This window comes from Nonomuraea sp. NPDC048901 (genome assembly GCF_040649695.1).
Classification (GTDB): Bacteria; Actinomycetota; Actinomycetes; order Streptosporangiales; family Streptosporangiaceae; genus Nonomuraea.
Genome location: NZ_JBEZFW010000003.1, coordinates 523,769 through 550,397, shown reverse-complemented (window position 1 = coordinate 550,397; position 26,629 = coordinate 523,769). Strand labels below are relative to the sequence as shown.

The window sequence follows — 26,629 nt, the reverse complement described above, 5'->3', positions numbered from 1 at the left end:
GCGCTATCCCTTAATGCTCCCGGCGGTGAGGCCCGCCATGATGTGCCGTTGGAAGATGAAGAAAACGATGATCATCGGGATACTGGAGATGACCAGGCCGCCCATGATCTGGTTCTGGCTCACCGCGCCGGCGGTCTGCGACAGGCCGACGCTGACCGTCATGTTCTCGCTGTCGGTCATGACCAGCAGCGGGAGCAGGAAGTCCTTGAAGGCGGTGACGATGGTGAAGATGGAGACCACGCCGAGGATCGGCCTGGAGATCGGCAGGATCACCGACCACAGGACCCGCAGCGGTCCGGCGCCGTCGATCTGGGCCGCCTCGACCAGTTCCCGTGGGATGGAGTCGAAGAAGCGCTTGAGCAGGAAGATGTTGAAGCCGTTGGCCGCCGCGGGGAACCACAGGCCCCAGGCGTTGTTCAGCAGGTGCAGGTCGACGATCGTGACGTACAGCGGGATGATCACCACCATCGGCGGGATCATCAACGTGGCCAGCATCGCGCCCAGCACCACGTTCCCGAACATCGGCCGGAGCTTCGACAGCGCGTACGCCGCCGCGACGTCCACGGCCATGGAGAACAGCCAGGCGCCCAGCGCGTAGAACGCGGTGTTCTTCAGCAGTACGCCGATGTCGAACAGGTCCCACGCCTCGATGAAGGCGTCGAACGTGGGGTGGGCGGGGAACAGGGTCGGCGGCATCTGGGCGATCTCCTCGCCCGTCTTCATGGCGCCGGTGATCATCCAGTAGAGCGGGAAGACGAAGACCAGGGTGGAGCCGGTGACGACCGCGATCAGGACGGTCCAGTAGATGCGCCGTCCCCATCGGCTGTTGAGCTGGTGCGGCGAGACGATGGTCCTGAACTGCACCTCGATGCGCTTGGGCGCTCTCTTCTCCCGCCGCGTCCCGGTAGCCGACGCCCGGGCACCGACGGAGATCATGCTTTGTCCTCCCGAGTCAGCCGGAGCTGGAAGGCCGCGAAGGCGAGCAGCACGATCATCAGCATCATGCCGAGCGCGCCGCCCGCGCCGTAGTCCTGGAGCGTGAACGCGAACTGGTACATCTGGAAGGCGACGGTCATCGTGGCGTCCTCCGGGCCGCCGCCGGTGAGCATGTACGGCTCGATGAACACCTGCATGGTGGCCACGACCTGCAGCATCAGCATGAGCAGCAGGATCAGCCGGGTCTGCGGGATGGTGACGTGCCTGATCCGCTTGAAGATGCCGGCCCCGTCGAGCTCGGCCGCCTCGTACAGCTCGGGCGGGATGTTCTGCAGCGCGGCCAGGTAGATCAGCGTCGCGCTGCCCATGTTCATCCAGGTCGCGACGATGACCAGGGAGATCAGCGCGGTCGAGGAGGAGTCGAGCCAGGCCAGCGCCGGCAGGTGGAAGAAGTCGAGCAGCTGGTTGAACAGCCCGGGCCCGGGATCGAAGAACCACCTGAACAGCAGCACCGCGACGATCGGCGGCAGCATGACCGGCAGGTAGACCACGAACCGCAGGTAGGCCCGGGCGTGGCGCAACTCGTTGAGCACCAGCGCCATGACGAACGGCACGGCGTAGCCGCAGAGCAGGGCGAGTGCCGTGAACTCCACGGTGTTCAGCCACGCCTTGCCGAACGCCGGGTTCTGGACGACGGACAGGAAGTTGTCCAGTCCCACCCAGGTGGGCGGGTTGACCAGGGTGGTCTTCTGGAAGCTGAGGACGAACTCCCTGATCATCGGGTACCACGCGAACACCGCGAAGCACGCCAGCGCCGCGCACAGGAACCCGTAGGCCGTCAGATTGCGCCTGAGGACACGCATTCAGGTCAGCCCTTGGTCGCCAGCATCGAGTTGGCCTTGGTCTCGGCGTCGGAGAGCAGGCTGTCGATGTTGGCGTCCTGGCGGCTCAGCACGCCCGACATGGCCACGTCGAGAATGGCGTACAGCTCCTGGGCATGCACCGGCTCGGCCTTCGGCGGAATGGTGGCGGCGGCGTCCACGTACGGCTGGTAGTTCGCGACCGGCAGCGTGGCGTTCGCCGTGCGGTCCTGCTTGATCGCCTTGCCGGTGGCCGAGTCGCCGTAGACGTCGTTGTCGGGTACGCCGACGGGGTTGCCGAGCGTCTTGCCGCGGGCGAAGTCGAACCGGCCCTTGCCCGCGGTGTTGAAGCGGAAGTCGACCCACTCCAGTCCGGCCTTGGCCTCGGCGGGGGTGGCCTTCGGGTTGATCATGTACGCCTCGCCGCCGCTCAGCGATGCCTTGGCCTCGGGGAAACCGGTGATGCCGTAGTCGGCGACGCTGCCCTTGAACTTGTTGACGACGTCGGTGACCACGTCGGGCGCGCCGAGCATCATGCCGACCTTGCCGCTGCCCATCGCCATCATCAGCGACTCCCAGCCGACCAGGAGCTTGTTGCCCATGCTGTTGTCGACCCAGCGCATGTCGTGCAGGTTCTGCAGCACGGCCTTGCCCTCGGGCGAGTTGAACGCGGCCTTCTTGCCGTCGTCGGTCACCATGCTGCCGCCCCGGCCGTAGATGGCCTGGGTGAAGTGCCAGCCGCCGGTGTTGCCGCCGGAGTATTCGCCGTAGCCGACATATCCGGCGCCGAGTCCGGCGATCTTCTTGGCCGCCTCGCGGACCTCGGCCCACGTCTTGGGCGGGGTGTTCGGGTCGAGCCCGGCCTTGGTGAACAGCGCGCGGTTGTAGACCAGGCCCACGCCGTAGTGCACGTTCGGCACGCCGTACACCTTGCCGTCCTTGGTGACCAGCTGCCTGACGTCGGGGCGCAGGTCGTTCCAGTTCTTGATCTCGCTGGTGTACGGGGTGATGTCCAGCGCCTGGCCCTGGCCGATCACGTCGTTGTAGTTCGTCACGGGCACCACGAAGACGGTCTCCATCTGGCCACCCGCCAGCTTGGGCCCGAACGTCTTGGGGTCGTAACACGGCTGCTGGTCCGTGCTCTTCACCGTCACGCCGGGGTGCGCCTTCATGAACGTGGCCACGTCGTCGTCCCAAGCCTGCCGCTCCTTGGGCGCGGACTTCGCCGGCTGGCAGGCCACCGTGATCGACACCGGGGCGGCTCCGCCCGCCGTCGACTTGGCGGGCTCGCCCGAACCACAGGCCGTGGCGGACAGGCCGAGAACGGTGACGACTAACAGTCCTGTGGATTTCTGCATGGGCTGACCCTTCTAATGCGAGGTGCCCACACCATAGGTTCGCCGACCGATCTCCGCAATATTACGACTGTGTATTGCAAGATAACGACTGGATCACAGTAGGTCGCGTTCAGCGACCTACTGCAGGCTGCGGGGTTCAGCGCCTACGCCTTGCGTGCGGTGGACGCGCGTACGACCAGCTCCGGCTCGAACAGCAGCTCGTCGGCGGGGACCACGGCCTTGTCGATCTGGGCGACCAGCAGGTCCACGGCGGCCCGGCCCATCGCGTCGATCGGCTGGCGGACCGTGGTCAGGGGCGGGTCGGTGCAGTTCATCAGCGCCGAGTCGTCGAAGCCGATGACCGACACGTCGGCCGGCACGGCCAGCCCGGCGCGCCGGGCGGCCCGGACGGTGCCGAGCGCGAGCAGGTCGCTGGCGCAGATCACGCCGCTCACGCCCCGCCTGACCAGCCTCGCGGCCGCCGCGTGCCCGCCCTCCAGCGAGAACATCGTGTGCTCGACCAGCTCGGGATCGCCCCCACCGGCGAGGAACGTCTCCAGCTTGCGCCGCGACGGCATGTGGTCCTTCGGCCCGAGCACCATGCCGACGCGCTCGTGACCGAGCGCCCGCAGGTGAGCCAGGGCCATCTCGGCGGCCACGATGTCGTCGCACGACACCTGGGGGAAGTCGAGATGGGCGACGGCCGCGTTGACCAGGACCGTGGGCAGCTTGCGCTCGTGCAGCAGCGCGTAATGGGCGTGCGAGGCGTCGGCCTGCGCGTAGTGGCCCCCGGCGAAGACCACACCGCTGACCTGCTGCTGGAGCAGCAGGTCGACGTAGTCGGCCTCGGAGACGCCGCCGACCGTCCTGGTGCAGAGCACCGAGGTGAAGCCCTGCTGGGCCAGCGCGCCGCCGACCACCTCGGCGAACGCGGGGAAGATGGGGTTCTGCAGCTCGGGCAGCACCAGGCCGACCAGCCGGGCCCGGTCGCCGCGCAGCTGGGTGGGGCGCTCGTAGCCGAGGACGTCGAGCGCGGTCAGCACGGCCTCGCGGGTCGCCTCGGACACGCCGGGCTTACCGTTGAGCACGCGGCTCACGGTCGCCTCGCTCACCCCGACCTTCTTGGCCACCTCTGCGAGTCGTCGTGTCATGCGCAAACTATAAGGCCGATCACGCAAGCACTTGCAACCGCTTACGTGGATCCGACGTACGCTGCTTGCGGCCGGTCGCCGCCGATATTCAGCGCTTCTAACGCTCTGACCAGCCGTCTCGGTGGGTAGAAGCCTGCACTTGTCAGTCAATTCTTTGCGAAATGTCGTCGAAATATTGCTGCTATCTGCTGGACATCTTATGGTTCGGCCATCGTCTTCCTCGAAGGGCCATCCCCCATGAGAGCTGTCCTAGCCGCCCTTGCGTTAGTCATCGGAGTCCTGGCCGCCCCCGCGTGGGCGGCCGACACCAACCTCTCCGCCGGCAAGACCGCCACCGCGAGCAGCTTCACCGACGTCTATCCCGCCCCCAACGTCACCGACGGCAACCAGGCGACCTACTGGGAGTCGGCCAACAACGCCTTCCCGCAGTGGGTGCAGGTGGACCTCGGCTCGGCCGCCACCGTGAACCAGCTGACGCTCAAGCTTCCGAGCGGCTGGCCCAGCCGTACGCAGACGCTCACCGTGCTGGGCAGCGCGAACGGGACCAGCTTCAGCACCATCAAGGACGCGGCCACCTACACCTTCAACCCCACGGCGACGATCCCCGTCAGCGCCTCGGCCACGCGCTACGTACGCCTCCAGATCACCGCGAACAGCGCCTGGCCCGCCGGTCAGCTCTCCGAGTTCGAGGTGTACGGCCAGGCAGGCGGCCAAGATCCCGGTGACGCGACGAACCTGGCGACCGGCAAGCCGATCACCGAGTCGTCGCACACCCACACCTACGTCGCGGCCAACGCCAACGACGGCAACGTCCAGACGTACTGGGAAGGCGCCGCCTACCCCGGCACGCTGACCGTGCAGCTCGGCGCGAACGCCGACCTCACCTCCATCGTGCTCAAGCTCAACTCCGACCCCGCCTGGGCCAGGCGTACGCAGACCATCCAGGTGCTCGGCCGCGAGCAGAGCGCCGGCGGCCTGTCGAGCCTGGTGGCGCAGGCCGTCTACACCTTCGACCCGGCCACCGGGAACTCCGTGACGATCCCGGTGACTGCCAAGGTCGCGGACGTGCAGCTCAAGATCACCGCGAACTCGGGGGCGCCCGGCGGACAGATCGCCGAGTTCCAGGTCTTCGGCACCCCGTCGACCAACCCCGACCTCACGGTCAGCGGGCTGACCGCGTCGCCGGCCTCTCCGGTCGAGACCGACGCGGTCACGTTGTCGGCCACCGTGAAGAACGCCGGCACCGCCCCCTCCGCCGCGACCTCCGTCAACTTCTACCTGGGCAGCGTCAAGGCGGGCACCGCGAACGTGGGCGCCCTGGCCGCCGGGGCCTCGGCCACCGTGTCGAGCGCCATCGGCGCGCGGGACGCGGGCACCTACCAGGTGAGCGCCAAGGTCGACGAGGACGGCAAGGTCGTCGAGCTGAACGAGGGCAACAACACGGCCACCGCCTCACTGACCGTGAAGCCCGTCGACACCGCCGACCTGATCGCGGCGCCGGTGGCCTGGACACCGGGCAATCCCGGCCAGGGCGACACCGTGACGTTCTCGGTGGGGATCAAGAACCAGGGCACCATCGCCTCCAGCGGCGGCTCCCACGGCATCACGCTGACCGTCTCCGACGAGTCCGGCACCGTCGTCAAGACGCTGACCGGCGCCACCAGCGGCGCGATCGCACCGGGCGCCACCGCCGGACCGGCCGGGCTCGGCACCTGGACCGCCGCCAACGGCAAGTACACGGTCAAGGTGGTGCTGGCCGACGACGCCAACGAACTGCCGGTCAAGCGGGCCAACAACACCAGCACGCAACAGCTGTTCGTCGGGCGCGGCGCGCACATGCCGTACGACACCTATGAGGCCGAGGACGCGGCCATCGGCGGCGGCGCCACCCGGATCGGCCCGAACAGGACCGTCGGCGACCTGGCCGGCGAGGCGTCCGGCCGCCGGGCGGTGACACTGGGGACGAACGGCTCCTACGTCGAGTTCACCACCAGGGCGGCCACGAACACGCTGGTCACCCGGTTCTCCATCCCGGACGCGGCGGGCGGCGGCGGGAACAGCTCGACGCTGAACGTCTACGTCGACGGCACCTTCCTCAAGACGATCGACCTGACCTCCCGCTACGCCTGGCTCTACGGCCCCGAGTCGAGCCCCGGCAACTCCCCCGGCTCCGGGGCGCCGAGGCACATCTACGACGAGGCCAACCTGCTGCTCGGCACCACGGTCCAGGCGGGACACAAGATCAAGCTGCAGAAGGACGCGGCCAACGGCTCGGCGTACACGATCGACTTCGTCGACCTGGAGCAGGTGACGCAGATCCCGAACCCGGACCCGGCGCACTATGCCGTACCGGCCGGTTTCACCCACCAGGACGTGCAGAACGCGCTCGACAAGGCGCGCCAGGACAGCACGCTCGTCGGCGTCTACCTGCCTGCCGGCGACTACCAGACGGCCAGTAAGTTCCAGGTGTACGGCAAGGCGGTCAAGGTCGTCGGGGCCGGGCCGTGGTTCACCAGGTTCCTCTCACCGGCGGGCCAGGAGAACACCGACACCGGCTTCCGCGCGGATGCCACGGCCAACGGGTCGACGTTCGCGAACTTCGCCTCCTTCGGCAACTACACCTCGCGCAACGACGGACCCGGCAAGGTCTTCGACCTGGCCAATGTGGCGAACATGGTGATCGACAACATCTGGGTGGAGCACCAGATGTGCCTGCTCTGGGGCACCAACACCGACAACATGACGATCAAGAACTCGCGCATCCGCGACACGTTCGCGGACGGCGTCAACATGACCAACGGCAGCACCGGCAACCTGGTCACGAACATCGAGGCCCGCTCGACGGGCGACGACAGCTTCGCGCTGTTCTCGGCCATCGACATCAACAACGGCGAGCAGCGGGACAACGTCTTCGAGAACCTGACCTCGCTGCTCACCTGGCGGGCGGCTGGTGTGGCGGTCTACGGCGGGTACGCCAACACGTTCCGGAACATCTACGTCGCCGACACGCTGGTCTACTCGGGCGTCACAATCAGCTCGCTGGACTTCGGCATCCAGATGCTCGGCTTCGGGGCCAGCCCGCCCACGAGCTTCGAGAACATCTCGCTGGTCAGGGCCGGCGGCCACTTCTGGGGGCAGCAGACCTTCCCGGCGATGTGGGTGTTCTCCGCTTCCAAGGTGTTCCAGGGGATCAGGGTCAGCAACCTGGACATCGTCGATCCGACCTACCACGGGATCATGTTCCAGACGAACTACGTGGGCAACCAGCCGCAGAACCCGGTCAAGGACACGATCTTCACGAATGTGTCGATCAGTGGGGCTCAGAAGAGTGGTGATGCCTTCGACGCCAAGTCCGGCTTCGGGGTCTGGGCCAACGAGCTGCCTGAGCCGGATCAGGGGCCGGCTGTGGGGGCTGTGACGTTCAACAATCTGCGGTTCGGTAACAACGCGCAGAACATCAAGAACACGACGTCTACCTTCACGATCACGGTCAACCCCTGACAACCCGGGGGTCCGCCACGCGACCGTCTCGATCCGTGTGACGGTCGCGTGGTGGCTGGGGTCCCTTGGGAGATACCCCCTTCGGGGGAGCGGGAGAAAACGGCCCGCTGTGACGAAGTCCCCAAGGACGGACACCCCCGCCAGGGGGAGCGGAACAAGACGGCCCGTCGTGGCAGCGGCCCCTAGAGAGGGGCGCCCTCTTCGGGGAGAGGATGTCGCGCTAGATGTCGGCCCTGATGGGGAGGCCCTGCCAGTCGCTGGCGCTGGTTACCGCGGCGGCGCCCAGCAGCGTGCCGCGGTGCAGGCGCTCCGGCGGGGTCAGGCCGTCCAGGGCCGCGCTGATGTAGCCGGCCACGAAGGCGTCGGCCGCGCCCGCGGTGTCCACGATCGGCACCTGCAGGCCGGGCGCGTCGTAGCGCATGCGGTCCGCCCGTACGCTCGCGCCCTTCAGGCCGCGGTTCACCACGACCTCGCGCTCCGGCGTGAGTGCGGGCTTGACCAGGTCGAGCTCGTCCTGGCCGAGGAAGAGCAGGTGGGAGGCGCAGGCCAGCTCGCCCAGCACCTCCTCGGCCTCGCGTACCGACGGCCAGAGCTCGGGTACGTAGTCGACGGCGAAGGAGATGGCCACCTCGGCGGTCTTGGCCGCGCTCACGGCCGTACGGACCGCCTCCAGGGTGTCCCTGCCGAGCCCTGCCGTCAGGCCGGTGACGTGCAGCATCTTCGCGGCACCGATCCGGTCGATGGGCACGTTGCCGGGCTTCAGGCTCGTACCGGCTGATCCGGTGCGGTAGTGCGTGAGGCGCTGTTCGCGGCCCACGCGCGCCTCCCGGAGCAGCAGCCCGGTGTGCGCGCCCTCGATGACCCTGACGTCCGCCGCGTCGACGCCCTCGCCCCTCAGCACGGTGAGGACCCTGGCGCCCAGCTCGTCATTGCCGACTTTGCCCAGGTAGGCGACCTTATGGCCGAGCCGGGACAGGGCGATGGCGAGGTTGAACTCCGGGCCGGTGACGTCCAACCGGGCTTCGGTCTCATGACGCACCCGGCCACTGGACACGACCCCCAGCGCCTCGCCGAGCGTGTAGACGTCCGTCATGCGGCAGACTGTAGCCGGTCAGGCGATCACAAATCGGATTTTTTGGTAACGGTACTGGTCAGGACCGTGATCAAAGATTTTCTGTAACTTTAGCGAACTTTTTCCCCATCTTGTGCCTCAAAGTAGTAGAGGAGGTTGGCTATCCCGAGCCGGCCTCAGCGAAACGGGGAACGAGAGGAATCAGCACCCTCATGAAGAACATCGCTGTAGGACTCGTCTCTGCCCTTGTGGGCGGGACACTTCTGATTTCGGGCGCCGGGGCCGCGTCGGCTACGACGAAGGCTCCGACCGTCGATATCAGGGACATCTCACCGAACCCGGTCGTGGTCAAGGCCGGTAGCGAGACGGAGGCCTTCTTCAAGGTCGACGCCAGCTCGGACGTCGAGAAGGTCCAGCTCAGTGTGGAGCCGGTCAACCCGGTCGCCCGCACCCTGCGGGCCAAGGACGTCAACAAGGTCGAGAGCTGGCGCTTCTCCGTCCCGTTCAACGAGAACGACCAGGACGGCAAGTGGAAGGCCACCGCCCAGGCGTTCAACAAGGACGGCAAGGTCGTCGACACCGACACCGCGTTCTTCGCCGTCGAGATCGAGAAGGGCAAGGCGGAGACGCGCATCTCGCGCTTCAGCGCCGACCCCTCGAAGGTCCGCAAGGGCAGGACCATCTGGTTCTCCGGTCGTCTCCAGGTCAACGACGACGACCGCTGGAAGGGCGTCCGCGGTGAGCGGGTCAGCATCTTCTACAAGGCCAACGGCTCCAGCGGCTGGAAGTGGGTCGCCTCCGACCGTACCGGCTGGAACGGCAAGTTCGAGGCCCAGACGCGCGCCTACAAGAGCGGCGTGTTCAAGGCCGTGTACGCCGGCGACGACGAGCTCGAGGGCGCCACGAGCGGCACCGACTACGTGCGGGTCGTCCCGCGCTGGTTCCGCTGAACGCTGGTCCCGCTGAACACACTGACTCCGCTGAGCGGAAGCTCGGCTAGTCACATCTGAGCGGAAGCCCGGTCCCCGTGTGGGGCCGGGCTTCCGTCTTGTCCGGAGCTTGACCGTTCTGCGCCGCGCCTTTCGTGAGAGACGACAGCCGACGGGTAGCTTCGAGGTATGGCTGATGATCTGTTGAAAGAGTTCGATCCGTTCGACATCTTCGACGCGGAGGCGGCCAGACTCGACCGCTTCTTCGCCGGTCTCGACGACGCCGGATGGGCGCGGCCGTCGCGCTGCGAGGGATGGTCCGTCCGCGATGTCCTGGGCCACCTGGCAGGTGAGGAGCTGTACAACCACGCCTGTCTCGACGGCAACGTGCAGGATCTGCTGGCCCGCCTCGCCAGGGAGGGCGTCAACGGCTTCCACGACTTCAACGAGTGGAGCGTACGACAGCGCCGGGACATGCCCGTCGAACAGGTGCTGGCCGAATGGCGGACCGAGAACGCCGACACCCGGCGCCGCATGCGCGAGCTCGGCCGGGACGCCTCGCTCGACACGATGGCCGGCCCGTACCCGGTGGGGTTGCAGGCCTTCCACTACGACTCCGAGTACGCCACGCACGCCGACGACGTCGGCGCGCCGGTGACGGCGGAGGAGGCCGAGAACCGGACACGCTGGCGGGTGGCCGTCGGCCGGTTCGCCCTGTCGGAGCAGGAGGCGGAGGTTCAGGTGGAGCAGACGGCTGAGCGGGTGGTGGTGCGTACGGACGGGTTGAACGCGACGCTGTCGCCGCAGGAGTTCGTCGAGGCCACGGTGGGGCGCCTGCCGACCGGTCACGATCTCGACCCGCGGATCGCCTCGGCCCTGAGGTGCCTGGCCTGAGCTCACATGTGTGTTCGCTCAGGCGGTGATGACAGCTAGCACGAGCAAGAGTACGGCGATCACCCCGAGCAGCGCGATCAGCCAGAGGTGCGCCCCGGCCCACGACTGCATGCGCTCGCGGTACGCCCCCGCGTCCGACTCGATCTTGTTGATTGCGGCTACCCGCCGCGCCATGTCGGGGTCTTCCAGCTCAAGTGCCTGCTCGATTTCCCCGAGGATGCGGCGTTCCCTTCCAGATAGGCTCATTCTGACCACCATCACTCCACGCCGGTGAAAGCCATGTACCCACTAGTAACCGGCACATGCGGGCTTCCACCGGCGGAAGTAGCGATCAGACCTTGCCGTAGCGCTGCTTGAAGCGCTCGACGCGACCGGCGGTGTCGAGGACCCGTCCGCGCCCGGTGTAGAAGGGGTGGCTCGCCGAGGAGACGTCGACGTCGACGACCGGGTAGGTGTGGCCGTCCTCCCACTCGACGGTCCTGTCACTCGTCAGGGTCGAGCGGGTGAGGAAGGCGAACCCGACGCTCGGGTCGCGGAAGACGACGGGCTGGTACGAGGGGTGCAGGTTCTTTCTCATGCCCCCTGCAACCATACGACAATGGTTTTCATTCCCTCGACTCGGGATCGAGTCCGAGTGCCGCGCGGCCGCCGTCCACCGGGAGGGTCGCGCCCGTCACGAAGGCGGCGCCGTCCGAGAGGAGGTACGCCACCGCGTCGGCCACCTCGTCCGCCCTCGCGACCCTGCCGAGGGGGTGCAACCTGGCCATCTCCGCCTCGATTCCCGCCGCCACCTCGGGCGGCTGGGCGGCCAGGAACTCGGCGTACCTCTCCGTCGCCACCGAACCGGGCGCCACCGCGTTGACCCGGATGCCGCGTCTGCCGTACTCGACGGCTAGCGCCCTGGTCAGGCCCTCGATGGCGGCCTTCGCGGTGGAGTACGGCAGGCTGCCGGGCACCGCCCTGCGCGCCTGGTGGGAGGTGATGTTGACGATGGCGCCGCCCGTACCGGACCGGAGGAAGCGCCGCACGGCGGTGGCGCAGCCGACGACGGCGAGGTCCAGGTTGACGGCGATCAGGGCGCGGATCTCCGCGGTCGTGGCGGTGTGCACTGAGGCGTCCCTGAAGACGGCGGCGTTGTTCACCCAGCCGGACAGCCGGCCCGCGCCCTGCGCGAGGTCGGCGGCCCGCTCGGTGACCGTCTCGTCCGCCGCGTCGCCGACGACCGGGATCACCCGGGGGCCCGCCGAGTCAAGCGCGGCGGAATCGCGTTCGACGGCGACCACGGTGGCCTCGTCCTTGAGCAGCCGTTCCACCACGGCCCGGCCGATGCCCCGCCCGCCACCTGTGACGACATAGCTGCGATTCATGTCACAGTGTCCATAGATTGATGAACGGGAACGAAACCATTCGTGATCGCCTCGTCTGCTCGCTTGGTCGGTGCGCTGGCGATCACCCAGACCGCCGGATACGGCATCCTTTACTACGCTTTCTCGGTCTTCATCACCCCGATGGCTCGCGATATGCACGCGGGGGTCGCCGAACTCACCGGCGCGATAACGCTGGCCGTACTCGTGTCGGCGATCGTGGCGCCGCCCATCGGCCGCTGGCTCGACCGGCACGGCGGGCGGGCTCTGATGACGGCGGGCTCGGCGCTCGGCGCGCTGGCCGTGCTCGCCTGGTCCCAGGTGCACACTCTGCCCCAGCTCTACCTGGTCTGCGTGGTGCTCGGCGTCGCCTCCGGAATGGTGCTGTACGAGGCCGCGTTCGCGGTGATCGTCGCCTGGTTCGACGCGGCGCGACGCTCGCGGGCCCTGCTCGCCGTGACCGTCGTGGCCGGCTTCGCCTCCAGCATCTTCCTGCCCTTGACCGGCTTCCTCGTCGATCGGTACGGCTGGCGGCAGGCCCTGGTCATCCTGGCCGTCGGATACGCCTTGACGGCCGTACCCCTGCATTTCCTGGCGGTGCGGAGCCGTCCCTCTTCCAAGGTCGTGGACCGGGGCGTCGTCGGGGCGGCGCTTCGGGAGCGGCCGTTCTGGCTGCTGGCGGCGGCGTTCCTGACGCAGACGGGCGCCGTGTCGGTCATGGGCGTGCTGCTGGTGACGTACCTGATCGCGCTCGGCCACTCGCCCCTCTTCGCGGCGACCGTGGCGGGCCTGCTCGGCGTGCTGTCGGTGACCGGACGCCTGGTGACCACCGGCCTGCAGGGGCGGTGGCCGGTCGCGCTGATCACCGCGAGCGTGTTCGGGCTGCAGGGCGCCGCCGCGCTGCTGCTGCCGGTGGCCGGGCGGAGCGTGGCGGGCGCGGTCTGCGGGGTGGTGCTGTTCGGGCTGGGGTTCGGGGTGGCGACGATCGCCCGTCCCGCGCTGCTCACCGAGCGGTACGGCACCAGCGCGTACGCGACGCTGAGCGGGGCCCTGGCCCTGCCGATCACCGTGGCCAAGGCCGTCGCCCCGCTGCTCGCGGCGGGCGTGGCGCAGCTGGCCGGGTACCCGGCGGTGATGGTGGCGCTGGCGGCGGCCTGTGGGCTCGGCGCCCTCTCCCTGGTGGCCTACGATCGCCATGGGCGAAAAGAGCGAACGGCCTCCGGCGAACACGTAAGGTAGCCGCATGGATACCCCCACCGAGGCTCTCCACCGCGTGTTCGGCTACGACTCGTTCCGGGCCGGGCAGCAGGAGATCATCGATCACGTCGTCGACGGCGGCGACGCGCTGGTGCTCATGCCGACCGGCGGCGGCAAGTCGCTGTGCTACCAGATCCCCGCGCTGGTCCGCGCCGGGGTCGGGGTGGTCATCTCACCGCTGATCGCGCTGATGCAGGACCAGGTCGACGCGCTGACGGCGCTCGGTGTGCGCGCGGGGTTCCTCAACTCCACCCAGGACTTCGACGAGCGACAACGGGTCGAGGCGGCCTTCCTCGCCGGCGAGCTCGACCTGCTCTACCTGGCGCCGGAGCGGCTGCGGGTCGAGGCGACGCTGCGGCTGCTGGCCAAGGGCGAGATCTCGCTGTTCGCCATCGACGAGGCGCACTGCGTGTCGCAGTGGGGACACGACTTCCGCCCCGACTACCTGGCGCTGTCGGAGCTGCACGAGCGCTGGCCGGAGGTGCCGCGCATCGCGCTGACCGCGACCGCCACCCCGGCCACCCACGCCGAGATCGCCTCGCGGCTCCGGCTGGAGCAGGCCCGGCATTTCGTGGCCAGCTTCGACCGGCCCAACATCCACTACCGCATCGCCACCAAGAGCGAGCCGAAGCGCCAGCTCCTCGACTTCCTGCGCACCGAACACGACGGCGACGCGGGCATCGTCTACTGCCTGTCGCGCTCCTCGGTCGAGAAGATCGCGGCGTTCCTGGTCGACAACGGCATCGCCGCCGTGCCCTACCACGCGGGCCTCGACAACCGCACCCGCGCCGCGCACCAGGCGCGCTTCCTGCGTGAGGACGGGCTGGTCGTGGTGGCCACGATCGCGTTCGGCATGGGCATCGACAAGCCCGACGTACGCTTCGTCGCCCATCTCGACCTGCCCAAGTCCGTCGAGGGCTACTACCAGGAGACCGGCCGGGCCGGGCGCGACGGGCTGCCCGCGTCCGCCTGGATGGCCTACGGGCTGCAGGACGTGGTCCAGCACCGGCGGCTGGCCATGGAGGGCGACGAGGCCCACCGCCGCCGCCAGGTGCTCCACCTCGACGCGATGCTGGCGCTGTGCGAGACGGTCGAGTGCCGCCGGGTGATGCTGCTCGACTACTTCGGGCAGAAGGACTCCAAGCCGTGCGGCAACTGCGACACCTGCCAGGCGCCGCCCGAGTCGTGGGACGGCACGGTCCCCGCCCAGAAGGTGCTCTCCACGGTGCTGCGGCTGCGCCGCGAGCGGGGGCAGAAGTTCGGCGTCGGGCAGATCGCCGACATCCTGCTCGGCAAGAAGACGGCCAAGGTGCTGCAGCACGGCCACGACTCGCTGAGCGTGTTCGGGGTGGGCGCCGAGCTGGGCAACACCGAGTGGCACGGGGTGGTGCGCCAGTTGCTGGCGCAGGGGCTGCTGGCCGTGGAGTCCGACTACGGCGCGCTGGTGCTCACCGACGCGAGCGCCGATGTGCTGCGTGGGCAGCGCGAGGTGCGGCTGCGCCGCGACCCCGAGCGGGCCGCGCGGGCGAAGACCGCCAAGACCTCCGGCAAGGACCGTCCTGTGGTGGAGCTGCCGGCCGATGCCGCGCCGGTCTTCGAACGGCTGCGCGCGTGGCGGGCGGCGACGGCCAAGGAGCAGGGGGTGCCGGCTTACGTGATCTTCCATGACGCGACACTGCGGGAGATCGCGACACTGTCGCCGTCGACGCTGGCGGAGCTGGGGACGGTCAACGGGGTAGGCGAGAACAAACTGGCCAAGTATGGCGAACAGGTTTTGGAGACGCTCGCGTCGTGACGTGGTGCGCTCGTGACGGGGTTCGCTCGCTCGTGACGGGTGACGGCTTGTGGCGGGGGTGACGGCTTGTGGCGGGGGTGACGGCTTGTGGCGGGGGTGACGGTCTGCTCGTGGGCGGCCGTTAGTGGGGGCGACGGCCGCACGAAGATCGGCCGTCGCCACCACGCTGCTCGCCCTGGTCTCGGCGCTGGGCTTCACCGCCGCGTCGACAGGGCCGCACATGCACTCATCGGTCTGGTACGGCCTGGGGTACAGGGCCGCCCTCGCACTCATGCGCCGCTATCCGTACCCGCATCTCGGCCGGATCATCCGTCGGTGAACCCCCTGATTAACGAACAGATCACCCATCAGTGCTCTGTTTCCCCACAGATGGGTGGATAGCGATGACCAGACGGTGGGGCCGACCACCCTCGGCCTGTTCGTCGTGATACTTGCTGACCAGCGCAGTCACCACTCCGGACAGCTCCTCGGCGAAGGCGGCACGGTCGGCGGCCGAGGCGAAGCGGACCTCGCCGTCGATGCCGAACGTCGCCACCCGCCTCTTGGCCTTCGTGGCACCGGTGATGAGGGCGCCCACGTCACGTACCAGGCGAGCGGCCAGGGCGAGCAGCCAGCGGGCCGAGAGCTGATCGGGGGAACGGGACGGGTCGGGCTGGACCGCCGACAGGGCCGTCGGCGAGATGACGTAGGAGGCGGCCGATGCTTGCATGACGCGTTCGGTGCAGTTGCCCTTGCGCCGCTCTTCGACGAGTTCGACCAGACCATGGCTTTCCAGGGCTCGCAGGTGGTAGTTCACCTTCTGCCTGGCCAGACCGACCTTGGCGGCCAGCATGGTGGCCGAGCCCGGCTCGGCGAGTTCGGCCAGCAGCCGGGCGCGTACCGGATCCAGCGACGCCTCGGCGGCGGCCGGGTCCTCGATCACCGCGACTTCGTACATGGCTCCACGCTGACACCGACAATTAATGCTGTCAAGCTACTTCCAGTTGTCAGTCCAGTGGGGGTCGCGGCCCAGGTAGGCGAGCAGACGATCCTGAGCCGGGGCTCGGGGGGCGACGTCCAGGGGTACGGCGAATCGGGCCGGCCGGTCGGCGTCCGTGACGAAGAGCCGGGCCAGCGGGAGGAGCTCGGCCGCCACGTCCTCCGGGATGGGACGAGGGTGGCCGCATGTTTGGGCCACGTCCCAGGCGTGCACGGCCACCTCGACGGCGCCTACGGCGGACACCATCGCGGCCGTCAACGGGCAACCACCGACGGAGACCATCGCGTCCGTGGACCCCGCCCAGGCGCGAAGGAGGCTGGTGACGCGGTTTCGCAAGCCGCCATCGTCATCACCGTGACCGTCGCCGCCGCCGTCATGTCCGCCGCGACCGTCGTGTCCACCGTCGCCGCCGCCGTGGCCGTGGCCACTGTCGCCGCCGCCGTGGCCGTGGCCACTGTCGCCGCCGTCGCCGTCACGGCTGGCACCGCCGCCGTGGCCGCCGAGGGCGTCGCCGTCGCCAAGGCCGCAGTCGCCATGGCGGTCACCGCCGTCGTCGCTCAGCGGAGGGACTAGGGCGACGTGTCCTAACGCTGCGGCTTCTGTCAGTGCCGCGAACGAGTCGTTCGTGTGTGCCAACAGTGTCCGTAGGTCCCAGCCGTGGCACGGGGTTGGACGGTCCAGATCGGCGGATGTGACGAGGCGCAGGCAGGCCAGTGCGTAGTCGGCGGCCCGGCCCAGCAGGGCGACCCCACCAAGCCAGGCGTCACCGGCGGTGTCGGCGCGAGTCGTGGGTGGGAGCTTTCGCATCTTCGCCGCCTTCTCGTCGGTCCTCGTCTGTCTCGTCTGTGCAGACAAGGCAGCGAGGAGAAAATCACCGGTCTCACGAGGTGACGGTCCCTGCGGCGGTTGGCCGGCTCCATGCGAGCTCGATGACCCCACTGACCTCCCGCAGGCGCCTTGGTTCCGTTAACGCAACATCCTTCTCACCGTCAGCGACCGTTCCTTCCGCCCCAGAGCTCTACTCTGGAGGTCGAGCGGGAGGACTTCTCATGAGCGTGCTCGGCAGGCTGTTCGACAGGTTCCTCGGGCTGCCGGAGGCGGTGGTCGATGATGTGGCGGTCACTCGTGATCTGCGGGTCTCGATGCCCGACGGCGTGGTGCTGCTCGCCGATCGCTACCGGCCGCGCGGTGCCGGGCCGCTGCCCGTGGTGTTGATGCGCACCCCGTACGGAAAGCACCGGATCGACGCGAAGGCGTTCGCGAGCGTGCTGGTCAGGCGCGGGATGCAGGTCGTCGTCCAGAACACCCGGGGTGTCTTCGGCTCCGGTGGCCGCTTCCACGCCTTTCACCAGGAGAAGGACGACGGCCTGGCCACGGCGGCCTGGTTGCGTGCGCAGCCGTGGTGTGACGGGCGGCTGGCCATGGCGGGGGCCAGCTATCTCGGGTACACGCAGTGGGCGGTCGGGCCCTACCTGGATCCGCCGCTGGAGGCGATGGGGCTCGGGATCACGACCAGCGAGTTCGTCAGCACGTTCTATCCGGGTGGCGTGATGGGCCTGCACAACACGCTGACCTGGTCGGCGCTGATCGGTACCCAGGAGGAGGCGCCCCTGGGCGGGCTGCTGCCCGACCCCCGCAAGCAGCGGCGCGTACGGCGGGCCATGGCGCACGTCCCCATCGGCACGTCCGACCTGGCAGCGATCGGCAAGCCCGTACCGTTCCTGCGCGAGGTGGCCGCGCACGCGGAGCCGGGCGACGACTTCTGGGCGGCCACCGACCACCGCGCGGCGGCGGCCGAGATGACCACGCCGACGAGCATGGTGACCGGTTGGTGGGACCTGTTCCTGCCCGCGCAGCTGCGTGACTTCGCCGCGCTGCGGGAGGCGGGGCGGCGCAGCCGGATCACGATCGGCCCATGGGGTCATGATCCGGGCGCGCTGCGTGCCGTGCTGATCGACCAGGTGTCGTGGCTGTCGGCGCACCTGCTCGGCGACACCGCCCAACTGCACCAGGCACCGGTACGCCTCTACCTGCAGAAGGCCAACCGCTGGCTGGACTTCGACCAGTGGCCGCCCGCGGAGTCCACTCCCACTCCGCTCTACCTGGGCCACGGCCGGGGGCTCGGCTGGGAGGTGCCGGACAAGAGCTCTTCCGACACGTTCGTCTACGATCCGGCGCACCCCACGCGGTCACCCGGCGGTCCGATGCTGTCCGCCCAAGAGACCGGCCAGCGCGACAACCGGGAGGTGGAGCGCCGGTCCGACGTGCTCGTCCACACCACCGCACCGCTCCCCCGCGATCTCGACCTGATCGGTCCGGTCTCGGCGGTCGTGCACGTACGCACCGACACGGGACATGCCGACCTGTTCGTACGGCTCTGCGACGTCGATCCTACGGGCGTCTCCCGGAACGTCACGGATGGCATCGTGCGCCTGCCCCAGGACTCGCAGAGTGTGACCCGGGCGGAGGTCGAACTCCACCCGACCGGCTACCGCTTCCGCAAGGGCCACCGCCTGCGGATACAGGTGGCGGGGGGCGCGTTCCCGAGGTTCGCGCGCAACCATGGGACCGGAGAGCCGGCGGCGGAGGCCGTGCGGACCCGGCGTACCCGGTTCGAGATCTTTCATGGTCAGGAATATCCCTCCGCATTGATCCTTCCCATCTTCGGAAATACATAAAAGCCACAAATGCCCCTTCAGTACGGCCATGGTCAATTAGCCGGGGCGGGAAAGAAGTAGCCTCTTAGCATGGATCCAGATCGTGGTCGTCACGAATGGGGCGATCGAGGCAGAAAACGAACAGTCATCACAGGCTGCCTGGTGGTCTGCGGCATCGGCGCCATTATCTGGCTGATCGCCCTGGGCCTGATCTGGTATTTCTTTTTACGATCATAAAGCTCTCCCGGGGCCTTGGGGCGGACTGGGTGGAGGGATCTTCATGCTTACGGTGGGGCAGATGTCCCCGTGGGCGGACGTCGCTGCCCGTTATGCTCATGGACACAGGGCGACGACTGCGGGCACCCGCATGATCAGTACGGCGGCCCGGCGGAAAAGGCGCTGGGGATGCCTCAACGATGGCGACGCGAGCGGCTCACATCTCATGCATGCGGCATTTGCGCCGGAAAAGCACTGGTCCGGGGAGCGGCCTTGAAGCCGAAAACCTATGTCGCCGCTGGTTTAGCAGTGCTGTCCGCCACCTCATTAGGCCTGCTCTATCCGGCGATCGGCGAGTTCACTGGCTTCTACTGCGTTCCCCGCAAGCTTCACGACATACGGCCGCCGGCGGAAAACGCCTCTCCCGAAGACACGGTAAGGGCCTACCTGCAGGCGGTCGTGGCGAGAGACATCGACGTCGCCCGCCGCTTGTCCACCCCAGAATTCGCCGATCGTGAGGAGTCCTTCGCCGACAGTGCTTTCTGCGACTGGACCGATATCACGGCCATGACGATCTGGCCGGGGCATCCGGATTCGGATGGCACGGGCAGGTACACCACGGTAATACAGGTGTCCGTGAAACTCGAGCTAAAGAAGCGCGGTCGAGAAGCGCCAGATGATTTCAGCTGGGGTTACTGGCTCGAAAGAGAGCCGCCCACGGAGAGATGGCGCATTTTTGAATCGGGAGAGGGATAGGACCTTGACCGCTTCCGGGAGACGGGGCGCCGCCGGCTCCGGCCACTGATCGCGAAGGCATCCGGTGGAACGGAATGGAACGCCTCTCAGACGTAAGCCCCAACGATCGAAGCTCGGGGAGATTCTATGAAGTATCTGACCAAAAAGCTGCTGGTCGCACTGGCTGCGACGACGCTGGCCGGTTCCGGCATCGTCGCGGGCGCCCTCGTCGCCGCTCTGCCCGCCTCCGCCGACACCTCCACCACCATCAACGCCGGGATCGGCGCGCTGTTCGACGGGTTCGGCAAGGGCATCGAGGAGGACGCCGCGCTCGCCAGCGCCGAGGCCGCCGCAAGGCAGAACGCGCTGAACCACGGGTTCACGTCGTGCGAGGTGTTCGAGTCGGTGACGTCCCAGGACGCGCGTTCGCATGTGTGGTTCGCGATCGTCACGGTCCGCTGCGAGGACGCGTCGTAGGGCGCCAGCTGAGTACAGGTGCCAGCCGACTACGGGTGCCAGCTGGGTGCGGGCGTCAGCCGAGTACGGGCGCCAGCTGGGTACGGGCCTCTCGCTCCATGGGCGGGAGGCCTGTTGGCCTTCTCCAGACCTACGCCGCGCCGAACCTGAACCAGGAACCTCTTGCCGCTCTCCGGAGTACGTGTCGTGAGTGCGAAGGAGGTTCGATGAGGCGGATGACAATCGGAGCGGTGCTCGTAGTGGTCGCGGGGTGCGCCACGAGCGGCCCAGCGACCCAGGCCCAACCGCCATCGGCGACCATGGCGCCCGCCGCCACCGGCGGGACCGGGACGCCGACCGGAGACGAGACACCGGCAGTGTCGCAGAAGCCGACGCCCGCAACCACCCGGGTGGCGTGCCATGGGACGCCGCTGATCACCCATCCGGACGGGTTTCCCGAGGTGCGCGGCGTCTCGCGGGACGCTGAGGTGTGGGGGCTGCTGTTCGCTCCGGTTCCGTTCAAGCGGGGCAAGGAGGTCAAGATCGTGTGGCGGATGACGGGTGAAGGGCCGCTGAAGGTCACGGCCGCGCTGCCCGACGGCACCCGCGCGAAGCCCACGTTCGGTCCCGAACAACACACCGGCTCGAACTGGCAGCGTCCGGGTGAGGAGTGGGGCACGGGCTTCGTCTTTCCCAAGGCCGGCTGTTACCGGGTGGACCTGACGCGGACTCGCGGATCCGGGCACCTGTGGTTGCCCGTGAAATGACCCCCGGTGCCGTCAGTGGCCGAGGACGCGGTCGATGAACGTCGTGACGTCCGTCAGGACCTCGTCCCGGTTCGTCTCGTTGAACACCTCGTGCCGGGCATCGGGATAGATCCGCTCCGTCAGGTCGTCGCCGCGGATCGTCTCGATCCCCGTACGGCTGGAGGCCAGCGGCACGAGCTGGTCGTCGGCGCCGTGGATCCAGAGCGTCGGCAGGCTGCCGAGCGAGCCGCCCTTGGCGATCGTGGCGATCGTCGTGGCGAACGCCTCCAGCGTGGACCGCTTGAACGGTCCGTGCCAGACCAGCGGATCCTCGGCGTAGGCGGCGCCCACGGCCGGGTCGCGGGAGAGCGTGGCCGGGTCGATGGGGATGTCGGGCAGTTCGTCGAGGGCGAGCAGGGCGGGGATCACCTCCCATTCGCCGATCACCGGGCCCGACAGTACGAGCGCGGCCAGCCCGTCGCCGTAGCGCTGGGCGTAGCGGGCGGCGATCATGCCGCCCATCGAGTGGCCGATCAGTACGACCGGTACGCGCGGGTGATCGGCTCGGGCCTGTTCCTCCACGGCGTGTACGTCGGTCACCACGTCCTCGAAGTCGATGACGAGCACCCGGTCGCCTTCCGACTTGCCGTGGCCGACATGGTCGAGCCCGTACACCGCGGCGCCGTGCCGGACCAGGGTGTCGGCCACGTACTCGTAGCGGCCGATGTGCTCGCCGTACCCGTGGACCAGGATGGCGACGTAGCGCGGCTGCTCGTGAGGCCATTCGCGCACCACGTTCGCGGCGCGGGTGCCGGTGAAGGTGCGTTCCCTCGACGTGGCCATGTCACTCCCTGTGCCCGAATTGCGGCGAGCGTACGCCCGATCCGGCTGATCGGTCCAGGAAGCCCGCACCAAACCATGAAAACTTGTGCCATGCGTGACAAGCGTGGCGAAAACTGTTTTAATCCCACGCTAGGTGCCACCGGGGCGGCACAGGCCCCGAGTGACCGTTTTTCCTCGAAATCACGGCTTCGTGGGAAAGGCAGGCCCGTGGGAGCTCCAAGTGGCGAAGTCATCGTCACGGGCGGTCTCGGTTTTATCGGCTCACATCTGGTGGACGCGTATCTCGCCGCGGGCCACCGAGTAACGATCATCGACTCCAACGCGGGTGCGGTGATCGACGGCGAGGACTACGACGCCGACCCTCGCTGCACGGTCGTCCGGCAGCGGGTGGAGGACTATCTGGCGGCGGGCGGCGACTTCGCGGGGGCCGACCGCGTCATCCATGCGGCCTCGTACGTCGGCCCCGCGAGCATCCTGTCCAGGGCGGGCCGGCTCGGCCACGACATCATCGGCAGCACCGCCCCGGTCATCGACGCCTGTATCCGGGCGGACGCGCCGTTGTGCCTGTTCAGCTCGGCCGAGGTGTACGGCCGCAGCGGCGTGCTCGACGAGAAGGACGACATCGTCGTACCGACGCAGTACAACACCCGCATCGAGTACGCGATCGCCAAGACGCTGGCCGAGGCGATGGTCTCCAACAGCCGCCAGCACGGGCTGCGCGGGATGGTCATCCGGCCGTTCAACGTGGCGGGTGCGCGGCAGTCGCGGGCGGGCGGGTTCGTCATGCCCACGTTCGTCCAGCAGGCGCTGGCCGAGAAGCCGATCACCGTGTTCGCGGGCGGCGAGCAGGTCAGGGCGTTCATCGCGGCGAGCGACCTGACCGGGTTCCTCATCGACTACATGGACGCGGCGCTGAACTGCGACGACATCATCATCAACGTCGGCAACCCGGCGAACGCCGTCACCATCATGGAGCTGGCCCAGCGGGTGAAGGAGTTACTCGGCAGCCCCTCGCCGATCGTCAGCGTCGACGGCAGGACCGTGCACGGGCCGTACTACGCCGAGGCCGAGTCGTTCCACAAGATCCCGGCGCTGCGGGCGGCGACCGACCTGGGCTGGCGGCCCCGGATCGCGCTCGACGAGCTGATCCTGAGCACCGCCGAGTACTATCGCGCCCGCGAAGACCGGAGGGCAGTGAATGCGCCGCTTTGACCGAGTGCTGGTGATCTCCCCGCACGCCGACGACGAGGTACTCGGCTGCGGCGGCCTGATCGCCGCGCAGGTCGAGGCGGGGGCCGAGGTCCACGTCCTGTATCTGGCGGTCGACGGCATGCGGCACTACGGCCTCGACGGCGCCACCAGCTATCGGCAGCGGCTGGAGGAGATCGAGGCCGTACAGGCCACGCTGGGCTTCTCGTACGACATCGCGTACGGCGACATGGACCTGACCGAGCGGCTGGACACGCTGCCGCGCAGGGAGCTGGTCGACCTGTTCGAGCGGGCGCTGAACGAGCGGCGGCCCGACCTGCTCCTGCTGCCCAGCTTCGCCGACTACGACCAGGACCATCTGGCGGTGTTCGGCGCCGGGTTCGCGGCGGCCCGGCCCATCGCCCAGCAGTTCGGCAAGTGGCTGGTGCCGACCGTACTCCTGTACGAGATGTCGAAGATCCAGTGGGCGGCCGAGCCGACGCCGCGCTCGACGGCCTTCTGCGACATAAGCCACCATATGGAACGCAAACTGGAAGCATTGCGCGGCTATAAGAGCCAGCACCGGCCCTCCCCGCACATCAGGAGCGAGGAGTCGGTGACGGCACTGGCGACACTGCGCGGCGCGGAGATCGGTGTCACGCACGCCGAAGCGTTCGGGGTGCTGAGGGAGGTCTTGTGAAGACGTTCGCGTTCGCCACGGGCATGGAGTTCGCCGCACCCGCCGTGGACGTACTGGCCGCGCAGGGCACTCCCCCGTCGCTGCTCATCGGCTATCCGCCGAAGCTGCAGCACCGTTCGGGGTACGCGCCGCTGCGGGAGGCGTCCGAGAAGCACGGCATCCCGCTGCTGGAGACCGCCGACATCAACGACGGCGAGGCGTACGAGCGGGTCAAGGAGATGGACCTGTTCGTGATCGCCGGGTGGTCGCAGCTCGTACGCGAGCCGCTGCTGTCGGTCTGCCCGCTCGGCTCCATCGGCCTGCACCCCACCCGCCTGCCGGAGGGCCGGGGACGCGCCGCGCTGCCGTGGACCATCATCAAGCGGCTGACGACGAGCGCGGTGAGCCTGTTCTTCCTCGACGAGGGCGCCGACACCGGGGACCTCATCGCGCAGCGGGAGTTCACGATCAGCCGCCGCGACGACGTCACCGAGGTGTACCGCAAGGTCACCGAGATCAACATCGAGCTGCTCGCCAAGTACGTGCCGCTGCTGCTGGCGGGACAAGTGGTGGCACGACCACAGCCCCCGGGCGGCTCGTGGTGGGACAAGCGCCGTCCGGAGGACGGGGTGATCGACTGGTCCAAGCCGGCCGACGACCTCTACGACTGGATCCGCGCGCTGGCCGCGCCGTACCCGGGGGCCTTCACCTTCGTCGATGGCCGCAAGCTGTTCGTGCACAGCGCCGACCTGATCGAATACGGCGGCCAAGAACCGCCCGGCACCGTACTCGCGCCCGTCTGGTCCACCGGCGTCGCCGGGATGCTGGTGGCGTGCGGCTCGGGGCTGCTGGTCGTCCGCGAGGTCCAGTGGGACGGAGGCGACCGGCGCGACGCCCTCGACCTGCTGGAGTCGGGCGAGCTCGCGGTAGGCGCATGCCTGGGCGCGTGAAGCTGACCGGGGCTGTGATGGCGCATCCCCAGCGCAGGGAGGCGGCCATCCGGCTGGCCGGTGGCGTCTTCGACGTCGTCACCGATCCCGATCCGGCGGGGCGTCCGTCGGCGTTCCGTACCTCGCTGCTCGCCTGGTCCAGCATCCCTCCGGACGCCACGCATCATCTGCTGCTGCATGACGACATGGTGCTTTCGAGCACGTTCTTCGAACGCGCCGAAAGTGCCGCCCGCGCCATGCCGCACGCGGCGCTCGCCCTGTTCGCCTTCTGGAATTCGCGCAACGGCGCCGCCGTCCGGCAGGGCGCGCTCGCCGGGGCGCGGTGGGTGCCCGGGGCCGGCGAGTACACGCCGGTGGCGGCCCTGCTGCTGCCCAGACAGGTCGCGGGCGGGTACGTGGAATGGGCCCGCGACCGGGGCGACACCTGGCCCGACGACGTGCTCATGGGGCGGTACCTGCGCCAGGCGGGGGTGCCCGTGTTCGTGGCGGTGCCGAGCCTGGCCGAGCACGAGGACCTGGCGAGTCTGGTGGACAACGACTTCCAAGGGCTGCGGCGCTCTCCCTGCTTCTTTGCCGACGACCCGCAGGGCTTGTTCCCGGACGACCCGGACGGCTTCCCTCTCGACGACCCGCAGGCGGGCCGGTCCTCCGAGGAGAGGGTGCTCGTGGAGCTGCCGGTGATCCCGTTCTTCAAGCGTGGGGTGGCCCAGTGCGCCGTCCGCGTCCCTGGGACCGGGCGGTGGCGGGACATCCGCTGCGAGGACTACCTGGCGGGGCGGGGCATCGACGCCGAGTCGCTGCGGGCCGGGGCGGCGACCCGGCACTGGCCGCTCTGGCTCACGGCCTACACCATGGGCATCGTCCACGGCCAGACCGGTGGAGATGGTGTCCCGGATGACACTGGGGACGACGATCCGCGCGGGCTGGACCAGGCGGACGTGCGTGGCGGGTTCCGCGCTGATCCGCGCGTACTGGACCGGGCGCTCGCCACGATGGGTCCTGGCGGGCTCTGCCATGAGCTCGGGGCTCGGGAGCTCGCCCGGCTCGCGCCCGAATTGCACGAGGTGGCCCGTGCGGGCCTGGAGGCGGGCTTGACCGACCGGCCCGGACACCGTCCCCGGGCCAATGCCGACCGTCCCGTGGTGGCTCTGACGGGCGCCGGTACGTTCGTCCGCGACCACCTGGCGGGCGCGCTCGCCGACCATGGCTACCGAACAGTCGGTCCCGAGGCAAGCGCCGCCGTGGTGGTGCACGTCTGCGCACTCGGCTGGGACGAGGACGCCGACCCGGAGGAGGAGCTGCGCCTGGCGCGCGCGGCCTTCGCCGACGGACGCGGCGGCGTCCTGCTCAGCTCGTGCGCCGTCTACGGGGACGGGAAGCACGCGGCCTCCTCGCCACTCGCAGACGCTCCCGCCGCCCGATCGCCATTCACGGAGGACCCTGCCGGCCCACTGCTCGCGGACGCGTCCGCCGCCACGCCGCTGGTGCGGGCCATTCGTCAGGTGGAGGAAGCGGCAGGCGGCGCCGTGGTGTTGAGGCTCGGCGAACCCTATGGGCCCGGGATGCCGCAGCGGGGCGCGGTCGCGGAGCTGGTGCTGCGGTCCTCGCTCAACCGCCCCGCGCCCGTCACGGGCGCTCCCGTGCAGTTGGTGCACGTCCAGGACGTCGCACGCGCGGTGCTGGCGGCGCTGGCGGGGAATCCGGTGTCGCGGGTGTTCAACATCGCCAACCCGGAACGGCCAGGCATGCGGGAGTTGGCCGAGGCGGTGTCAGGGGCGGTGCGGCCGCTGAACGTCGAAACGTCCGACGGCCCGCCGAAGCCGCTGGTCGATGTCGAGCGGGCCGCCGCCGAGCTGGGCTGGCGGCCGAGCGTGACACTGGACTACGGGCTGCACACCTGCGCGCAGTGGCTGGCCTACGAAAGTGACCGTCCGTAGAAGCGGCCTCCGTGCGATCCCGGCGACACACCCGCCCAGGACCCACCCCTGCAGACGCTTGCCGCCTAACCTGCAGAAACAGAGTCGTACGAAGATCCACTGTTCGTGGGACGTGACCGGCCATCGCCGACCGACTGCAGGGAGAGA

Annotated in this window: 27 protein-coding genes and 1 pseudogene; 16 read left to right on the top strand and 12 right to left on the bottom strand. The window is 68.8% G+C overall.

All coding sequences use genetic code 11. The features are described from left to right. Positions 1-3 precede the first annotated feature (3 nt). The 4 genes from AB0C30_RS12030 to AB0C30_RS12015 all read right to left on the bottom strand — a co-directional run bounded on the left by AB0C30_RS12030 (position 4) and on the right by AB0C30_RS12015 (position 4,284). Entirely contained in the window at positions 4-936 is a 933-nt protein-coding gene (locus AB0C30_RS12030) for a carbohydrate ABC transporter permease (protein WP_357942406.1), read from the bottom strand. After that, entirely contained in the window at positions 933-1,799 is an 867-nt protein-coding gene (locus AB0C30_RS12025) for a sugar ABC transporter permease (RefSeq protein WP_357942404.1), read from the bottom strand. The genes AB0C30_RS12030 and AB0C30_RS12025 overlap by 4 nt, the downstream gene beginning before the upstream one ends. A gap of 5 nt (positions 1,800-1,804) precedes the next feature. Further along, on the bottom strand, positions 1,805-3,154 hold the full coding sequence (locus AB0C30_RS12020) for an extracellular solute-binding protein (protein ID WP_357942402.1): 1,350 nt from the start codon (positions 3,152-3,154) through the stop codon (positions 1,805-1,807). 143 nt (positions 3,155-3,297) lie between these two features. Next, positions 3,298-4,284: a LacI family DNA-binding transcriptional regulator gene (locus AB0C30_RS12015; protein WP_357942400.1), complete on the bottom strand. Its 987-nt coding sequence runs from the start codon at positions 4,282-4,284 to the stop codon at positions 3,298-3,300. Between the two features lie 237 nt (positions 4,285-4,521). Between AB0C30_RS12015 and AB0C30_RS12010 the strand changes: the two genes are divergently transcribed. Then, positions 4,522-7,785, top strand: a complete 3,264-nt coding sequence (locus AB0C30_RS12010) for a discoidin domain-containing protein (protein WP_357942398.1) — start codon at positions 4,522-4,524, stop codon at positions 7,783-7,785. Positions 7,786-8,005: 220 nt separating this feature from the next. Here the strand turns inward: AB0C30_RS12010 and AB0C30_RS12005 are convergent, their stop codons facing one another. Beyond that, entirely contained in the window at positions 8,006-8,878 is an 873-nt protein-coding gene (locus AB0C30_RS12005; RefSeq protein ID WP_357942396.1) for a sugar kinase, read from the bottom strand. 191 nt (positions 8,879-9,069) lie between these two features. Between AB0C30_RS12005 and AB0C30_RS12000 the strand changes: the two genes are divergently transcribed. Together AB0C30_RS12000 and AB0C30_RS11995 are read left to right on the top strand one after the other, a co-directional pair. After that, positions 9,070-9,807: a hypothetical protein gene (locus AB0C30_RS12000; protein ID WP_357942394.1), complete on the top strand. Its 738-nt coding sequence runs from the start codon at positions 9,070-9,072 to the stop codon at positions 9,805-9,807. 168 nt (positions 9,808-9,975) lie between these two features. Beyond that, the gene (locus tag AB0C30_RS11995; RefSeq protein WP_357942392.1) at positions 9,976-10,680 is read left to right on the top strand and encodes a maleylpyruvate isomerase family mycothiol-dependent enzyme; all 705 of its coding nucleotides are present in this window, start codon (positions 9,976-9,978) and stop codon (positions 10,678-10,680) included. Between the two features lie 18 nt (positions 10,681-10,698). Here the strand turns inward: AB0C30_RS11995 and AB0C30_RS11990 are convergent, their stop codons facing one another. The 3 genes from AB0C30_RS11990 to AB0C30_RS11980 all read right to left on the bottom strand — a co-directional run bounded on the left by AB0C30_RS11990 (position 10,699) and on the right by AB0C30_RS11980 (position 12,047). After that, entirely contained in the window at positions 10,699-10,926 is a 228-nt protein-coding gene (locus AB0C30_RS11990; RefSeq protein ID WP_357942390.1) for a DUF3040 domain-containing protein, read from the bottom strand. 85 nt (positions 10,927-11,011) lie between these two features. Continuing rightward, the gene (locus tag AB0C30_RS11985; RefSeq protein ID WP_219526926.1) at positions 11,012-11,257 is read right to left on the bottom strand and encodes a type B 50S ribosomal protein L31; all 246 of its coding nucleotides are present in this window, start codon (positions 11,255-11,257) and stop codon (positions 11,012-11,014) included. Positions 11,258-11,285: 28 nt separating this feature from the next. Beyond that, entirely contained in the window at positions 11,286-12,047 is a 762-nt protein-coding gene (locus AB0C30_RS11980; protein ID WP_357942388.1) for an SDR family oxidoreductase, read from the bottom strand. Positions 12,048-12,110: 63 nt separating this feature from the next. On the opposite strand from AB0C30_RS11980, the gene AB0C30_RS11975 reads away from it, so the two are divergent. From AB0C30_RS11975 to AB0C30_RS11965, 3 genes are all read left to right on the top strand, one after another. Next, positions 12,111-13,283 (top strand): MFS transporter, encoded by a 1,173-nt coding sequence (locus AB0C30_RS11975; protein WP_357942386.1) that lies wholly within the window; start codon positions 12,111-12,113, stop codon positions 13,281-13,283. Between the two features lie 4 nt (positions 13,284-13,287). Further along, entirely contained in the window at positions 13,288-15,096 is a 1,809-nt protein-coding gene (gene recQ, locus AB0C30_RS11970; RefSeq protein ID WP_357942384.1) for a DNA helicase RecQ, read from the top strand. 124 nt (positions 15,097-15,220) lie between these two features. After that, positions 15,221-15,415, top strand: coding sequence for a hypothetical protein (locus tag AB0C30_RS11965; protein ID WP_357942382.1), 195 nt, complete (start codon positions 15,221-15,223; stop codon positions 15,413-15,415). Between the two features lie 21 nt (positions 15,416-15,436). On the opposite strand, the gene AB0C30_RS11960 is transcribed toward AB0C30_RS11965, so the two are convergent. Then, entirely contained in the window at positions 15,437-16,033 is a 597-nt protein-coding gene (locus AB0C30_RS11960) for a helix-turn-helix domain-containing protein (RefSeq protein WP_357942381.1), read from the bottom strand. Positions 16,034-16,069: 36 nt separating this feature from the next. Then, a complete protein-coding gene (locus AB0C30_RS11955; protein ID WP_357943126.1) occupies positions 16,070-16,411 on the bottom strand; it encodes a hypothetical protein in 342 nt (113 codons plus the stop codon). Between the two features lie 18 nt (positions 16,412-16,429). Between AB0C30_RS11955 and AB0C30_RS11950 the strand changes: the two genes are divergently transcribed. Continuing rightward, the gene (locus AB0C30_RS11950; protein WP_357943124.1) at positions 16,430-16,648 is read left to right on the top strand and encodes a hypothetical protein; all 219 of its coding nucleotides are present in this window, start codon (positions 16,430-16,432) and stop codon (positions 16,646-16,648) included. 24 nt (positions 16,649-16,672) lie between these two features. Here AB0C30_RS11950 and AB0C30_RS11945 read toward each other — a convergent pair. Continuing rightward, positions 16,673-16,882 (bottom strand): annotated as a pseudogene (locus tag AB0C30_RS11945) (maleylpyruvate isomerase N-terminal domain-containing protein); the annotation flags it as partial. Between the two features lie 242 nt (positions 16,883-17,124). Here AB0C30_RS11945 and AB0C30_RS11940 point away from each other — a divergent pair. From AB0C30_RS11940 to AB0C30_RS11920, 5 genes are all read left to right on the top strand, one after another. Further along, positions 17,125-18,753, top strand: a complete 1,629-nt coding sequence (locus tag AB0C30_RS11940; protein ID WP_357942379.1) for a CocE/NonD family hydrolase — start codon at positions 17,125-17,127, stop codon at positions 18,751-18,753. A gap of 69 nt (positions 18,754-18,822) precedes the next feature. Next, on the top strand, positions 18,823-18,969 hold the full coding sequence (locus tag AB0C30_RS11935) for a hypothetical protein (protein ID WP_357942377.1): 147 nt from the start codon (positions 18,823-18,825) through the stop codon (positions 18,967-18,969). A 252-nt stretch (positions 18,970-19,221) separates the two neighbouring features. Then, a complete protein-coding gene (locus AB0C30_RS11930) occupies positions 19,222-19,704 on the top strand; it encodes a hypothetical protein (RefSeq protein WP_357942375.1) in 483 nt (160 codons plus the stop codon). 126 nt (positions 19,705-19,830) lie between these two features. Next, complete coding sequence (locus AB0C30_RS11925; RefSeq protein ID WP_357942373.1) at positions 19,831-20,160, top strand: hypothetical protein; 330 nt, start codon at positions 19,831-19,833, stop codon at positions 20,158-20,160. A 206-nt stretch (positions 20,161-20,366) separates the two neighbouring features. After that, entirely contained in the window at positions 20,367-20,906 is a 540-nt protein-coding gene (locus tag AB0C30_RS11920) for a hypothetical protein (protein ID WP_357942371.1), read from the top strand. Positions 20,907-20,918: 12 nt separating this feature from the next. On the opposite strand, the gene AB0C30_RS11915 is transcribed toward AB0C30_RS11920, so the two are convergent. Further along, positions 20,919-21,728, bottom strand: coding sequence for a lysophospholipase (locus tag AB0C30_RS11915; RefSeq protein ID WP_357942369.1), 810 nt, complete (start codon positions 21,726-21,728; stop codon positions 20,919-20,921). 75 nt (positions 21,729-21,803) lie between these two features. On the opposite strand from AB0C30_RS11915, the gene AB0C30_RS11910 reads away from it, so the two are divergent. Genes AB0C30_RS11910 through AB0C30_RS11895 form a run of 4 tightly spaced genes read left to right on the top strand, consistent with a single transcriptional unit; the run spans position 21,804 to position 26,482 of the window. Continuing rightward, on the top strand, positions 21,804-22,940 hold the full coding sequence (locus tag AB0C30_RS11910; protein WP_357942367.1) for an NAD-dependent epimerase/dehydratase family protein: 1,137 nt from the start codon (positions 21,804-21,806) through the stop codon (positions 22,938-22,940). Beyond that, positions 22,927-23,616, top strand: a complete 690-nt coding sequence (locus AB0C30_RS11905; protein WP_357942365.1) for a PIG-L family deacetylase — start codon at positions 22,927-22,929, stop codon at positions 23,614-23,616. The genes AB0C30_RS11910 and AB0C30_RS11905 overlap by 14 nt, the downstream gene beginning before the upstream one ends. Beyond that, the gene (locus tag AB0C30_RS11900; protein ID WP_357942363.1) at positions 23,613-24,545 is read left to right on the top strand and encodes a methionyl-tRNA formyltransferase; all 933 of its coding nucleotides are present in this window, start codon (positions 23,613-23,615) and stop codon (positions 24,543-24,545) included. Before AB0C30_RS11905 ends, AB0C30_RS11900 begins: the two co-directional genes overlap by 4 nt. Further along, on the top strand, positions 24,530-26,482 hold the full coding sequence (locus AB0C30_RS11895) for an NAD(P)-dependent oxidoreductase (protein ID WP_357942361.1): 1,953 nt from the start codon (positions 24,530-24,532) through the stop codon (positions 26,480-26,482). The genes AB0C30_RS11900 and AB0C30_RS11895 overlap by 16 nt, the downstream gene beginning before the upstream one ends. Positions 26,483-26,629: the final 147 nt, after the last annotated feature.